The sequence below is a fragment of the Bradyrhizobium sp. CCBAU 45389 genome (genome assembly GCF_028128625.1).
Lineage (GTDB): Bacteria > Pseudomonadota > Alphaproteobacteria > Rhizobiales > Xanthobacteraceae > Bradyrhizobium > Bradyrhizobium liaoningense_B.
This window is the reverse complement of record NZ_LBIY01000091.1, coordinates 156800-169893: the sequence shown is the minus strand read 5'-3', so window position 1 is coordinate 169893 and position 13094 is coordinate 156800. Positions and strand designations below refer to the sequence as shown.

Below are 13094 nucleotides of genomic sequence, written 5' to 3'. Positions count from 1 at the left end.
ATCCTTCGAGACGCGCGCAAAGGCGCGCTCCTCAGGATGAGGGGAGAGAGTGGATTGACGACCAACCAAGAAGGACAACCCGCGTGGGACAGGACATCAAACTGACGGCCTCCGATAATTTCCAGTTCGGCGCCTATCGCGCCGATCCCGCAGGCGCGCCGAAGGGCGCGGTGGTGGTGATCCAGGAGATTTTTGGCGTCAACCATCACATCCGTTCGGTCTGCGACCGCCTCGCCAAGGAAGGTTACGTCGCGATCGCGCCGTCGATCTTCGACCGCACCACGCCGAACTTCCAGTCGGGCTATACGCCCGATGAGATCGCCGAGGCGCGCAAATTCGTCGCCAATCCCGACTGGGCCGCGATGCTGCGCGACACGCAGGCCGCGATCGATGCGGTGAAGGCGATCGGCCCGGTCGGCATCATCGGCTTCTGTCTCGGCGGCAGCATCGCTTTTGTCGCGGCGACGCGATTGACCGACCTGAAGGCTGCGATCGGCTATTATGGAGGCGCGGTCGTGCGCTTCGCCGACGAGACGCCGAAGGTTCCGACGCAGCTGCATTTCGGCGAGAAGGATGCCGGCATTCCGCTGACCGACGTCGAGACGATCAAGACCAAGCGGCCGGACGTCGAGGTCTTCATCTATCCCGGCGCGCAACACGGCTTCCATTGCGACGAGCGGCCGAGCTACGACAAGGCGAGCTCCGACATCGCCTGGCCGCGCAGCATGGCGTTTTTCGCGAAGCATTTGAAATGACGCCGCAGGCGTCATTTCGGGGCGCGCGTAGCGCGAGCCCGGAATCTATCGTGCGGCAGAGCCGGTGGAGGAATGGATTCTCAGGTGCGCAATTGCGCACCATAGTTCGCGACTTCGTCGCGCCCCGGAATGACGAGAGGAGAGAGCAGGAATCGGGTGGCTGCATCCTGAGACCCCGCGATAGAGCTGGCTGATCACGCCAACTCACGCCGGGAGATCGCCATGCAGCAGACCAATACTGACCTCGTCATCCGCAATCCGTTCGGAACCATGGATGTCCCTGCGCCCAGTGATTCCGAGGTGATGGGCTATGCCGCTTCCACCGCGCTTGCCGGCGATGCCGCCGACGTCAACGCGGCGCAGTGGGCGTCCATTGCCGCAGCATCCGATCCACTCGAAGGCATCTGGGCAAGCCGCTGGAACGGCGGTGCCGATCCGACCATTGCGGGCGATACGCCGGACAAGTGGAAAGAGGGGCGCGCCGACGTGCGGGTTGCGGGCGGGCGCATCTATCTGCGCTTCGACTGGGACCATGGCCGCCGGCACGGGCTGATCGATGCTACGCGCGACGAGACGGGCCGGCTGGTCGGCAAGTACATCAACCTGACCAATCCCGCGATCATGCGGCCGTGGGTCGGGCGCGTGGTCGATGCCGCCAGGATCGACGGGTGTTTCCCGAACGGGCGGCTGGATTTTCGGAGATAAACTCTGCTGTCATTCCGGGACGCGCATAGCGCGGGCCCGGAATCCATCGTGCGTCAGTGACGGTGGAGAGATGGATTCCGGGTTCGCGCCTGTCGGCGCGCCCCGGAATGACGAGGAGAGAATGACGAGGAGAGAGAGTCTTAGAACCAGCGCTCGCCGACGAACACGGTGTCGCCCGGCGCGAGCGGCGTGCCGAGCGGCACCACGGCGCGCATGGCGCCGCCGGCTTCGGTGTGCGTCACGGTGACCACGTCGCGCTTGGCGCGCGGCGAGAAGCCGCCGGCGATCGCGACAGCGCTTTCGACCGTCATGTTCGGCACATAAGGATATTGGCCGGGCGCGGAGACTTCGCCGAGGATGAAGAACGGGCGATAGGTGTCGATCTCGACGGCGACCGAGGGTTCGCGGATGTAGCCGTTGCGCAGGCGCGCGGCGATCTCGCCGGCAAGGCCTGCAGTGGTGCGGCCGCGCGCGGGCACCGCACCGACCAGCGGCATGGTGATGGAGCCGCCGGCATCGATGGCGTAGCTGTTGGTGAGACCTTCCTGGCCGTAGACCACGACGCGGAGCTTGTCGCCGGCATCGAGATGGTAGGAGGCGTCGTAGCGCACCGGTCCTGCCATCGGCGCGGCGTAGCCGACCGGCATGGGTGCAGGCGCGGAAGCAAAGGAATTGCGCAGCGCGCCGATGGCGCCACCACCGTCGGCGACGACGACAGGCTGCGGCGCGCCGTAGGGCTGGCCATAGGCCATCGAATCGAGATCGGGACGGGGCTGCACCATTGCGACGGGGCCGGCGGTCTGCATGCAGCCGCCAAGGGGCAGCGCGGCGGACGCTGCCAATGCAACTGCCGAGATCGACGATCGAAACGCGCGTGCAACCGGCACCGGACCTGTCCCTCGAAACGAGATGGCTCCAGTGATGCACCGGTTATGGTTAATAAAGCGTTGAGCGAACGGTAATGGGGTCGCACCCTCCCCTGGAGGGGGAGGGTCGCTACGCATGCAGCGGAGCGAAATGCGTAGCGGGGTGGGGTGATCCCTCCACACGAGCACCGTTGGACGTGGAGAGACCGTCACCCCACCCCGCTCGCGCTACGCGCGATCGACCCTCCCCCTCCAGGGGAGGGTAAGATGCGCACGCCGCGACCAACATCGTCACGGCGAAGATTTCGCTTACGCGCCCACACCCACGCCGATCGGGCAGGACACGCCGGTGCCGCCCAGACCGCAATAGCCGGCGGGATTCTTCGCCAGATATTGCTGATGATAGTCCTCGGCGAAATAGAATTCGCCGGCCGGTGCGATCTCGGTGGTGATCGCACCGAGACCTTTCGCGGCAAGCGCCTTCTGGTAGAGCGCCTTGGACTCGTCGGCCGCCTTCTTCTGCGCGTCCGTGGAAGTGTAGACCGCGCTTCGGTACTGCGTGCCGACGTCGTTGCCTTGGCGCATGCCCTGCGTCGGGTTGTGGCTCTCCCAGAACGTCTTCAACAGGCGCTCGTAGGCGATCTTCCTGGGGTCGAACACGACCAGCACGACCTCGGTGTGGGCGGTGCGGCCCGAGCAGACTTCTTCATAGGTCGGGTTCGGCGTGTGGCCGCCGGCATAGCCGACGGCGGTGGTGTAGATGCCGTCGCCGAGCTCCCAGAACTTGCGCTCGGCGCCCCAGAAGCAGCCGAGCCCGAACACCGCCTGCTCGAGGCCGGCCGGATAAGGCGGCTGCAACTTCGCACCGTTGACGAAATGGGTGGTCGCGGTCGGGATGGCTTGCGCACGGCCCGGCAGCGCTTCAGCTGCGCTCGGCAATGCGGTGGTCTTGCGCATGAACAGCATGGACAATCTCCGAAACGAGCTGTCCGTCGCCAAAGCCAGGCGCTCAGGCGGCGTGCTCGCGATCAGGTGGGAATATAGGCTTATACGCAGGCGAGGGCAGCCCTGTTACGCCGCGCCCGATGCGGCGCTCGCTCGCGGGAATCGAAAGCTCAATCCGGGCGGGAATTGAGAGCTCAATCCCGGGTATAGCCGATCAGCGGCTTGCGCGGCCGGAACAGGACCATCAGCAGGATACCGAGAATGCCGAGGACGGCGAAAACCGGCTGGTCCAGCACGAGGCGGATCACCGAGGTCCAGAGCCAGGGCGCCTTGGCCTCGACCCAGGTCCGGAATGCCGTCTGGCTGGCTTGGTTGATGTCGTTCCAGAACTGGCCGAACCGGGTGAACCGCAGGGTCTGGTCGGCGACCCAGCGGGCGCCGTCATAGACCATGAAGATGAACCCGCCGGCGAGCAGCAACAGCCCAATCAGTCGGAAAAAGCCGCGGATCATGCCTCACCCTATACGGTCGTCCGATCGGACGAGCCCTGGAAACGCCGACGAAATGCCGCCAGCCAATAGCCGGGGGACGGCAGAAATTCAACCTGTTCAGGGCGTTACGGCCCCCGTCCGGCCCGCTTGAGGCCGGTTTTCCAGCCCGGAAAGCGTTGACGGTGCCACAGACCCTCTCTATAAGGGCGCCAACTGGCGGCGGGCGCAATCCTGCCGCCGCTGTTCTTTGAGCAGTTGCAGGCTTTTTGGGCCTCATGTTCCGGGAACGGCCCAGCAACCGAACACCCTAAATCCGAGCGTCGATTCCGCGGTCAAGCAAGCCGGCGCTACCCGACCAAGACGCGACCGGTACCCGCAAAGGATATTGAGACCATGGCCAATACCACTTCCGCCAAGAAAGCGACGCGCAAGATCGCCCGCCGCACCGCCGTCAACAAGTCGCGCCGCACCCAGATGCGCGGCGCCGTGCGCACTGTCGAGGAAGCCATCAAGACCGGCGACCGCGCCGCCGCCGTGAAGGCGCTCGCGACTGCCGAGCCCGCCCTGATGCGCGCCGCCCAGCGCAACATCATTCACAAGAACAACGCCAGCCGCAAAGTCTCGCGCCTCACCGCGCAGATCGCCAAGCTCGCCAAGTAAGCTTCCAAGTAAACTTGCGAGTCAGCTCGCAGGTGAGCTTGCGACATCATCTGATCGGTTGATCCGATCAGCACGACAAAGAGCCCGGCATCGCGCCGGGCTTTTTTGTTGCCTGTCATATTCACGCAAGCAGGCACGTGCCTCGCAATCTCCGAGTGGAAGATTTGCGTCGTGCGCACTATGATGCGTTCCGCAGCTCTACCTGCGGATGTTTTTGCAACAGCGGAAACTTACACTGCGTTGCGAAAAACCCCTGCGGCGCGGGGCTAAGTTGAATCCGCGCGCGGAAAAGTTCTGCACACCGTAGATTCACCGGGATGCTGCCACAGGTGGAGTTACCCTGTGAAACGAGACTCAAAAAACGATGACTCGCTAATCACTTATCGACATAGCTGCGACAAGCATTTGGAAAAGTCGCTTGCGCGTCGGATGCGTGACGCTTTTGTAAAAAATTTTTGGCGGTGGCGGGGAATTGTCACACGAAGCGCCGCATTTTCGATTCTGTGCACGAATCCAAAAACTTGCTTCGGAGCCTGTGCACAAGTGGCGCGCGACGTTAACCGAGGTCAAGTTTTTTGATGCCTCAAGTGTGAATCAATTCCGTTGCGAGTCTTTCCGCATAGTGTATTCCTTAAGTCGTTCGCGGCGCCCACGATCTTGAGACCAGCGCGGTATCGGAAACGGGGCGAGCGTGCAAATCGGCGGCGGTGTGCACGTTGGCGACGCTTCAACAAGCGATTGTCGGTTCAAAACCTATAGCAATATGGGAATGGTAGTTCTTTGTCTGAATGTCTCCAAGCGGGATCTCAAGCATCTCGCTCGCGCCAAGCGCAAATGAGAGACATCTTGCAGCTACCCCGACATACGCGATGGCGAAGCCGAGTGGACGACTAGTGCAGACGGGCAGGCATCCGCGACAGGAGTACGGCGCGGTTGTCTTTTACGCAGGACCTTGTCGTGAGCGATCACGGCAGGACGGGGAGGGTATCATGTCCTACGGATTCAACGCGGTATTGATTCAAGTTCCATCGCTCGACGATGCCGTTTCCGATCCGTCCTGTGGCCAGCCTCCTACGTGCACGGGCGCGTCGAGTACGCGCTGACCTCGCGACCCCTCCATCAATGACATCGCTGATCTGACCCGCGGCGCTTCGCGCCGAACGGTCGAGCCATGTCTGACGATGGACTCGCTTGAGGTCGCGCCATTCCGGGGATTCCGGCAGGAACCCTGCATGGCGCTCACAAATTCAATCTGAGCTCTCAAGAGAAGTTTTGACGATGAACACATCGGAACAGGATCGCTGGTCACGCGTGAAGGGTCGGCTGCGCTCGAGCGTTGGCGAGGACGTCTATACGAGCTGGTTTGCTCGCATGGATCTCGAAGGCGTGCAGGAGGAGAGCGTGCGGCTCTCGGTGCCCACCCGCTTCCTGAAGAGCTGGATCCAGGCCCATTATGCCGAGCGCGTGCTGTCGTGCTGGCAGGCCGAGATGCCGGAAGTGCATCGCATCGACCTCACGGTCCGTTCCGCGGTGCGCCCGGTGGTGCAGCCGAAGGAAGCGCCCGCGCCGGTCGAGGCACGCCGCGCCCCCGCACCCGAGCTGCGCTCGACCGCGACCGCGCCGGTCTCGGCCAATCATGACGCGCTCGGCGGCTCGCCGCTCGATCCGCGCCTTACTTTTGCGAGCTTCGTCGTCGGCCGCTCCAATACGCTGGCCCATGCGGCCGCGCGTCAGGTCGCCGAGGGTCGCCGCGGCGACCCCGTGATGTTCAACCCGCTCTACATCCATGCCGGCGTCGGCCTCGGCAAGACGCATCTGCTCCAGGCGGTGACCTGGGCCGGCAATTCCGGCAACGAGCGCAAGGTGCTGTATCTCACGGCCGAGAAATTCATGTACGGCTTCGTCGCCGCGCTGAAGACGCAGACGGCGCTGGCCTTCAAGGAAGCGCTGCGCGGCATCGACGTGCTCGTGATCGACGATCTGCAGTTCCTGCAGGGCAAGTCGACCCAGGCCGAGTTCTGTCACACGCTGAACGCGCTGATCGATGCCGGCCGCCAGGTCGTGATCGCGGCCGACCGTCCGCCGTCCGACCTCGAGAGCCTGGATGACCGCGTCCGCTCGCGCCTTGCCGGCGGCCTCGTGGTCGAGATGGGCTCGCTCGGCGAGGAGCTGCGCCACGGCATCCTCAAGTCGCGCGTCGCCGCCGCCCGCGCCCATCATGCGACCTTCGACGTGCCGGAGGAGGTGCTGCATTATCTCGCGCGCACCATCACCCATAACGGCCGCGACCTCGAAGGCGCGATCAACCGCCTGCTGGCGCACTCCAAGCTCAACAACCAGCCGGTGACGCTGGAGATGGCCGAGCGCGAGGTGCGCGACCTGGTCCGGCCGCAGGAGCCGAAGCGGATCAAGATCGAGGACATCCAGCGCGTGGTGGCCCGGCAGTACAATGTCAGCCGCTCCGACCTCTTGTCCTCGCGCCGCACCGCCAACGTGGTCCGCCCGCGCCAGGTGGCGATGTACCTCGCCAAGACGCTGACCCTGCGCTCGCTGCCCGAGATCGGCCGCCGCTTCGGCGGACGCGACCACACCACGGTGCTGCATGCCGTGCGCAAGATCGAGGCGCTGGTCTCCAAGGACACCGCGCTGTCGGAGGAAGTGGAGTCGCTGAAGCGCCAGCTTCAGGAATAAAGGCCTAGGCCTCCTCCCCGCCCTTCTCCCGCCGCCCCGGCCACGCCTGGGCGGCGGTCTTCGTTTGAGGCTGTTAATCGTGGGGAACTGCCCCCCGATCCCTTGAATCCGGGGGCCATCCGAGCCACCTTGCGCGACCCTGACGGCTTTGGTCATATCGGCTGGATGATCCGGCTTTTCGGGGTCTTCGGTGCCGTGGCGCGCGTCCCGCCGCCCGGCCTTCTCAACGCTGAGTTTTCCTTGGGGATCGGGCGAGTAGTGAAATGAAGGTTACGGTCGAACGCGCGCAACTCCTGAAGTCACTGGGCCATGTCCACCGCGTGGTCGAGCGCCGCAACACGATCCCGATCCTCGGCAACGTGCTGGTCCGCGCCGAGAACGCCAAATTGTCGCTGAAGGCGACCGACCTCGACCTCGAGGTGACGGAAACGCTCGCGGCGGAAACCGCCACCGCCGGTTCCACCACCGTGCCGGCGCACATGTTCTACGACATCGTGCGCAAGCTGCCGGACGGCTCGCAGATCGTGCTGGAAGCCGATGGCGATCGCGCCGTGCTGGCGATCCGCGCCGGCCGCTCGCGCTTCACGCTGCAGACGCTGCCGGAGAATGATTTCCCGGATCTGGCCGCCGGCGACATGTCGCATTCGTTCTCGCTCGCCGCCAAGGACGTCAAGCGGCTGATCGATCGCACCCAGTTCGCGATCTCGACCGAGGAGACGCGCTACTATCTCAACGGCATCTATCTGCATGCCGCGGGCACCGCGAAGGCCGCAACCCTGCGCGGCGTTGCCACCGACGGCCACCGCCTCGCCCAGCTCGACCTCGTCCAGCCCAAGGGCGCCGAGGGCATGCCCGGCGTGATCGTGCCGCGCAAGACCGTCGGCGAGGTGCAGCGCCTGATCGAGGACACCGACGCCGAGATGACGATCGAGCTGTCGCAGGCCAAGATCCGCTTCACGATCGGCAACGTGGTGCTGACCTCGAAGCTGATCGACGGCACCTTCCCCGACTATGGCCGCGTCATTCCGCAAGGCAACGACAAGGAGCTCGTCGTCGACAAGAAGGATTTCGAGAACGCGGTCGACCGTGTCTCCACCATCTCCAGCGAACGCGGCCGTGCAGTCAAACTGTCGCTGTCGGCGGGCAAGCTGGTGCTGTCGGTGACCAACCCGGATTCGGGCAGCGCGACCGAAGAGCTCGAGGTCGAATACGCCTCCGACGCGCTCGATATCGGCTTCAACTCCCGCTACCTCCTCGACATCGCCGCCCAGATCGAAGGCGAGGTCGCAACGCTCCGGCTCGCCGACCCCGGCTCGCCTACCCTGGTGCAGGACCGCGACGACAAGAGCGCGCTGTACGTGCTGATGCCGATGCGGGTGTGAGGGGGGTGCTCCCTCACCATCCATCGGAGCCGTAGGGTGGGCAAAGCTTGCGCCGTAGCTCGAAGAGCGAAGGCGAAAGCGTGCCCACGATGCAACGGCACGGATCAAAGCAAGACGTGGGCACGGCGCGCGCAGAGCGCGCCTTTGCCCATCCTACGGCATGCTCCCGCAAAGGGAGAGCGCGCGTTCACGACGAACAACTCATGACCCCCTCTCGCATTCATCGCCTGACGCTGACGCATTTTCGCAATTATCGGGCGGCGGGGCTCGAGACGGCGGCTGACATGGTGGCGCTGGTCGGGCCGAACGGGGCGGGCAAGACCAATTGCATCGAGGCGATCTCGTTCCTGTCGCCGGGCCGGGGCCTGCGGCGCGCGACGCTGGAAGACGTCGCCGACAACCAGGGCGACGGCTCCTGGGCGGTCTCCGCGCAGGTCGAGGGCGCGCTGGGGCTCGCCACGCTCGGCACCGGCATCGATGCGCCGCGCGCGGACAGCACTGTGAGCCGGCGCTGCCGCATCGACCGCGAGCCGGTGAATTCGGCAGCCAGCTTCGGCGACCACATCCGCATGGTGTGGCTGACGCCGGCGATGGACGGGCTGTTCATGGGCGCAGGCTCCGAGCGCCGGCGCTTCTTCGACCGCCTGGTGCTCGCCATCGACAACGAGCATTCCAGCCGCATCAACGCGCTGGAGCGTTCCCTGCGCTCGCGCAACCGCCTGCTCGAGACGCGCAATTACGACGACCATTGGTGTGACGCGATCGAGCGCGAGACCGCCGAGCTTGCGGTCGCGGTCGCCGCCACGCGCGGCCAGACCGCAGCGCGATTGACCGGCATGTTGAATGCGCGCGCGCAAGCTTCCGCATTTCCGTCGGCGCAGATCGCGCTCGACGGCTGGATGGAGAACGCGCTTCTGACCGAGACCGCGACCTCGGTCGAGGACCGCTACCGCCAGATCCTGCGCGACAACCGGCCGCGCGATGCCATCGCCGGCCGCACCACCGACGGCCCGCATCTCACCGATCTCCAGGTGATCTACGCGCCGAAGAGCATGCCCGCGCGCGACGCATCCACGGGCGAGCAGAAGGCGCTGCTGATCGGCCTCGTGCTGGCGCACGCCACGCTGGTCGCCGAGATGACCGGCATCGTGCCGCTGCTGCTGCTCGACGAGGTCGTCGCCCATCTCGATCCGAACCGGCGCGCCGCGCTGTTCGACGAGCTGCGCAAGCTGGGCGCGCAGGTCTGGCTGACCGGCGCGGACCCCGCCGCCTTCGCCGAGATTGGCGCCGGCGGCGAGGTGTTTGACGTCGAGAGCGGACGCGTATCGGCCCGGTCGCCTTCGCATTGAACCCGCCCGGTTCCGTCAGCGACTAGCTGTGCGAGGCCGCGCCGACGGTGTCGCAGCCGTCACCGCGCGATGAGATGACGCGCAATCTCTTGGAGAGTGAGATGCGGACGGTAAGGTCCGGGGCGCAGGCCCCGGCACGATGGCGGGCGTTTGCGTGCGGCCTCGTCTTGCTCGCAAGCTGCCTGCTTGCGGCAAGCGCCAGCGCCTGGGTGGCGCATGTGTCAGCACTGTTTTCGGCCGAGCTGACGCCGGATCCCGACACCAAGCTGCCCGCGCCGACCCGCTACAGCTACAGGGGAATCCACACCACCGTCGTCCAGGGCGTCGAGACGCCGCTTCGCACCAGGTTGGAGGCCACCGTGCCCGCCGAGCTTGGCAACGTGCTCGCCTTCTACCGCACCGAGCTCGGAAAGCTCGGCTGGCAGGAGCAGCACGATGGCGCGGTGGTCTCCGCCGATCACGTCCAGCTCGCCTTCGTCTCCCCGGTTGGACCCGGCATGCTGGCGCTCGACCGCAAGGACTCCGGCACCAATGTCAACCTCGTGCAGAAAAACGCATCCGTCGCGGCCAACGCGAGGGTCATGCCCGAGCCCGGCCAGGCCATGCTGGTGTTCTCCAATATCAGCGAGACCGAAGCCACGCTCAGCATCAACGACCAGACCCTCAAGCGAGCCGCCGGCACCCGTGCGGTGTCGCTGGATCTGCAGCCCGGCAAATACGCCTACGAGGTGAGCGTGCCTGGCCATCCGGTCACCACGAAAGTCCTCAACTTCGCAGCCGGCGACACCTGGGAGCTCACGATCGGGCGCGACGGCGAGGCATGGTCGCCGCTCCTGCTCTATTGAGCTTTTTGAACCTCACGGGTTCCTGCCGCGACTCCTCGTCTGAGGCCGCGCCCATGGGGTCGCAGCCTGCAATTGCGCGAGGGGTCGACCCGCGCGAAATCCAGGAGTTTTGGCGATGTCGATGATCAAGCGCGGGACGCAGGTCCCGGCACGCTGGCGGCTGCTTGCCTGCGGCCTCTTCCTGATGGCGAGCTGCTCGATCGCGGCCGCCGCTGATGAGGGCATCGTCGACGTCCACGCGCTGCCGCAGCTCGAGGGCGCGGTGGAGGATACGTCGCGCCCCGACCCATATCGCGTCGAATATCGCATGCCGACGCCGGAAGCGGTGACATCGCCGGCGGTGAAGAAGCTCCTCAGCGCGAACGGCTGGGTGCCCTATGTGCGCCCGCTGGAGGAGAAGAGCACCACGCTGAATTTCAAGAAGGGACGGCAGGGCCTGTCCGTTCATTTCACGCAAGCCCTCGGCCGGCCCGACCAGTCCGTGGTCTATTACTCGACCGACCGGATCTATTCGAACGTGCCGTTCCCGGACGGTGCGAGCGACATCATGTTCGACGGCACGAGGCCCTATCTCGGCTGCGTCGCGCCCAGCGCGCTCGATGCGACATCGGAATTCTACAAGACCCAGATGGACGCGATCGGCTGGCGCAAGCTCACGCCGGAAACGGCGGCGCGCTGGACGAGCAGCCTGGACGAGACCGTTCCGAACGGCGTGCGCGCGTTCTACGAGCATGCCGACAGCGAGGTCACTGGCTTCTACAGGCAGAAGCCCGTCATGCTGACGCTGACGCGCCGCGAAGACGGCCGCACCAATGTCGACATCCGCGTCGCGCCGTTCGCCTTGCCCGGCGAGCTCAAGGCCGATGGCGATCTTGCCGGCCTGCCGCGGCCTAGCCCGACCAAGACGGCCAAGAGCCTCGGCAGCGCAGACTCCAACAAGCGCGAGATGTCGGCGGCCGCGATGGCCGAGCTGCCGGCGGTGCTGGCGTTCTATCATCGCGAGCTCGCCGCGCGCGGCTGGCAGGAGGACGGCAGCGCGCCGCTCGCGCCCGGCGACGAGGTCGCGATCAAGATCTCCAACGCTGATGAAACCGGCGTGCTGCGGCTCGGCCGCAAATATGACTTCACCATGGTCAGCCTGACCGCGCAGGTGAAGGAATCCGCACTCGCCTCCCGCGCCAAGGCGAAGAAGGAAGCCGACGAGAAATTCCTTGGGGATGCGCTAGGTGCGGCCAAGCAGCTCATCGCCGCCGACGAAGCGCGGCGCAAGGTGCAGGCGGCCGCGCTGTCCGATGCGCCGCTCAATGCGCTCGCCGACAGCAAGACACCGGTGCCGCTGCCCGAGACCGCCGAGAGCGTGAAGTTCGAAGGCGGCGACGGCCGGCTGGAATTCTCCTCCACCTCGAGCGTGAAGGCGCTCGGCACCTTCTACCGCGCTTCGCTGAAGAATGCGGGCTGGAAGGAGCAGCCCTCCGTTATCAACCAGCCCAACATGGCGGTGATGACGTTCTCAAAGGCCGGCAAGTCGATCTCGATGACCGTGATGCAGATGGGCCCGAAGGTGAATGTCAGCGCCAACGGTTCCGGCCTCATCGTGGCTGCCGCCAAGCCCGCGGCCGTCCCGGAGGTGCAGGCCAAATCCTCCGAGCCGCTCAAGCCCGATCCCGAATCCCAGCTGCCCGTGCCGACGCAGCGGTCGTCGACCTCGCTCGCCACCACCAAGCTGCCGGGCACGGAGATGCCGTTCCGCCGCGAGCTCGAAGCCAGCATCCCGGCCCCGCTCGGCGACGTGCTGGCGTTCTACCGCACCGAGCTTGGAAAGCTCGGCTGGCAGGAAAAGACCGAGGGCGCGACTGTCTCCACCGAGCGCGCGCAGATCGACTTCACCTCGCCGCAGGGACCAGCGGTGCTCAAGCTCGGCCGCGCCAGGGGCGAGACCACGGTCAATCTGGCGCAGAAGAATCCAGATGCCGCGACCAAGGCGGACATCATGCCCAAGCCGGGCCAGGCCCGGGTGATGTTCGGCAATATCGGGCCGAAGGAAGCATCGCTCACGATCAACAAGCAGACCGTCAAGATCGCGGCCGGCGCCGGCGGCCCGCAATCGCCGAAAGGTCCGATGCTTGATCTGGCGCCCGGGACATACCAGTACGCGCTGCGCATGCCTGGGCGCCCGGCCCGCACCGAGAGCCTCACGGTCGCCGCCGGCGATGCCTGGGGCCTCATGGTGGGTCCGACCGGCGAGGTGCTGCCGCTGCAGATGTATTGATCCCGCCGCCTGTGCCTGTAACGGCCAGGTTGAACCTGTCCGGTTCCCGAGGCGACTAGTCGTCTGGAAGCGGCGGCGAGGTGTGTCGCAGCCGCTGCATCGCGCGAAGATCACGACGCGCGACACCCCTGGAGAG

At 65.6% G+C, this 13094-nt stretch carries 11 protein-coding genes; 8 read left to right on the top strand and 3 right to left on the bottom strand.

Annotated features, from left to right (window positions below; genetic code table 11):
• The first annotated feature begins 83 nt into the window (after window positions 1–83).
• Window positions 84–755, top strand: a complete 672-nt coding sequence (locus XH79_RS22035) for a dienelactone hydrolase family protein (protein WP_212340292.1) — start codon at window positions 84–86, stop codon at window positions 753–755.
• A gap of 222 nt (window positions 756–977) precedes the next feature.
• Window positions 978–1460 (top strand): hypothetical protein, encoded by a 483-nt coding sequence (locus XH79_RS22030; protein WP_271582898.1) that lies wholly within the window; start codon window positions 978–980, stop codon window positions 1458–1460.
• Window positions 1461–1600: 140 nt separating this feature from the next.
• Here the strand turns inward: XH79_RS22030 and XH79_RS22025 are convergent, their stop codons facing one another.
• The 3 genes from XH79_RS22025 to XH79_RS22015 all read right to left on the bottom strand — a co-directional run bounded on the left by XH79_RS22025 (window position 1601) and on the right by XH79_RS22015 (window position 3783).
• A complete protein-coding gene (locus XH79_RS22025; RefSeq protein ID WP_271582897.1) occupies window positions 1601–2347 on the bottom strand; it encodes a polysaccharide biosynthesis/export family protein in 747 nt (248 codons plus the stop codon).
• Between the two features lie 288 nt (window positions 2348–2635).
• Window positions 2636–3292 (bottom strand): peptide-methionine (S)-S-oxide reductase MsrA, encoded by a 657-nt coding sequence (gene msrA, locus XH79_RS22020; protein ID WP_271582896.1) that lies wholly within the window; start codon window positions 3290–3292, stop codon window positions 2636–2638.
• A 173-nt stretch (window positions 3293–3465) separates the two neighbouring features.
• Complete coding sequence (locus XH79_RS22015) at window positions 3466–3783, bottom strand: hypothetical protein (RefSeq protein WP_212340287.1); 318 nt, start codon at window positions 3781–3783, stop codon at window positions 3466–3468.
• Between the two features lie 372 nt (window positions 3784–4155).
• Here XH79_RS22015 and rpsT point away from each other — a divergent pair, with 372 nt between their 5' ends.
• The 6 genes from rpsT (at window position 4156) to XH79_RS21985 (ending at window position 12958) form a co-directional block, all read left to right on the top strand.
• Window positions 4156–4422, top strand: a complete 267-nt coding sequence (rpsT, locus tag XH79_RS22010) for a 30S ribosomal protein S20 (protein WP_035704405.1) — start codon at window positions 4156–4158, stop codon at window positions 4420–4422.
• A gap of 1278 nt (window positions 4423–5700) precedes the next feature.
• Window positions 5701–7113 carry a chromosomal replication initiator protein DnaA gene (dnaA, locus tag XH79_RS22005; protein WP_212340286.1) on the top strand — a complete coding sequence of 471 codons (1413 nt, stop codon included), beginning with the start codon at window positions 5701–5703 and terminating at the stop codon, window positions 7111–7113.
• A 263-nt stretch (window positions 7114–7376) separates the two neighbouring features.
• A complete protein-coding gene (gene dnaN, locus XH79_RS22000; protein WP_271582895.1) occupies window positions 7377–8495 on the top strand; it encodes a DNA polymerase III subunit beta in 1119 nt (372 codons plus the stop codon).
• Window positions 8496–8698: 203 nt separating this feature from the next.
• Window positions 8699–9844: a DNA replication/repair protein RecF gene (gene recF, locus XH79_RS21995; RefSeq protein WP_271582894.1), complete on the top strand. Its 1146-nt coding sequence runs from the start codon at window positions 8699–8701 to the stop codon at window positions 9842–9844.
• A 101-nt stretch (window positions 9845–9945) separates the two neighbouring features.
• Window positions 9946–10689, top strand: a complete 744-nt coding sequence (locus tag XH79_RS21990; protein ID WP_271582893.1) for a hypothetical protein — start codon at window positions 9946–9948, stop codon at window positions 10687–10689.
• Between the two features lie 115 nt (window positions 10690–10804).
• A complete protein-coding gene (locus tag XH79_RS21985; RefSeq protein WP_271582892.1) occupies window positions 10805–12958 on the top strand; it encodes a hypothetical protein in 2154 nt (717 codons plus the stop codon).
• Window positions 12959–13094: the final 136 nt, after the last annotated feature.

What these genes read in the sequence shown, in the direction of transcription:
- msrA (WP_271582896.1), bottom strand. Translation starts at nt 3,292, where the DNA reads ATGCTGTTCATGCGCAAGACCACCGCATTGCCGAGCGCAGCTGAAGCG.
- rpsT (WP_035704405.1), top strand. Translation starts at nt 4,156, where the DNA reads ATGGCCAATACCACTTCCGCCAAGAAAGCGACGCGCAAGATCGCCCGC.
- dnaN (WP_271582895.1), top strand. Translation starts at nt 7,377, where the DNA reads ATGAAGGTTACGGTCGAACGCGCGCAACTCCTGAAGTCACTGGGCCAT.
- XH79_RS22030 (WP_271582898.1), top strand. Translation starts at nt 978, where the DNA reads ATGCAGCAGACCAATACTGACCTCGTCATCCGCAATCCGTTCGGAACC.
- XH79_RS21985 (WP_271582892.1), top strand. Translation starts at nt 10,805, where the DNA reads ATGTCGATGATCAAGCGCGGGACGCAGGTCCCGGCACGCTGGCGGCTG.
- dnaA (WP_212340286.1), top strand. Translation starts at nt 5,701, where the DNA reads ATGAACACATCGGAACAGGATCGCTGGTCACGCGTGAAGGGTCGGCTG.
- XH79_RS22015 (WP_212340287.1), bottom strand. Translation starts at nt 3,783, where the DNA reads ATGATCCGCGGCTTTTTCCGACTGATTGGGCTGTTGCTGCTCGCCGGC.
- XH79_RS21990 (WP_271582893.1), top strand. Translation starts at nt 9,946, where the DNA reads ATGCGGACGGTAAGGTCCGGGGCGCAGGCCCCGGCACGATGGCGGGCG.
- recF (WP_271582894.1), top strand. Translation starts at nt 8,699, where the DNA reads ATGACCCCCTCTCGCATTCATCGCCTGACGCTGACGCATTTTCGCAAT.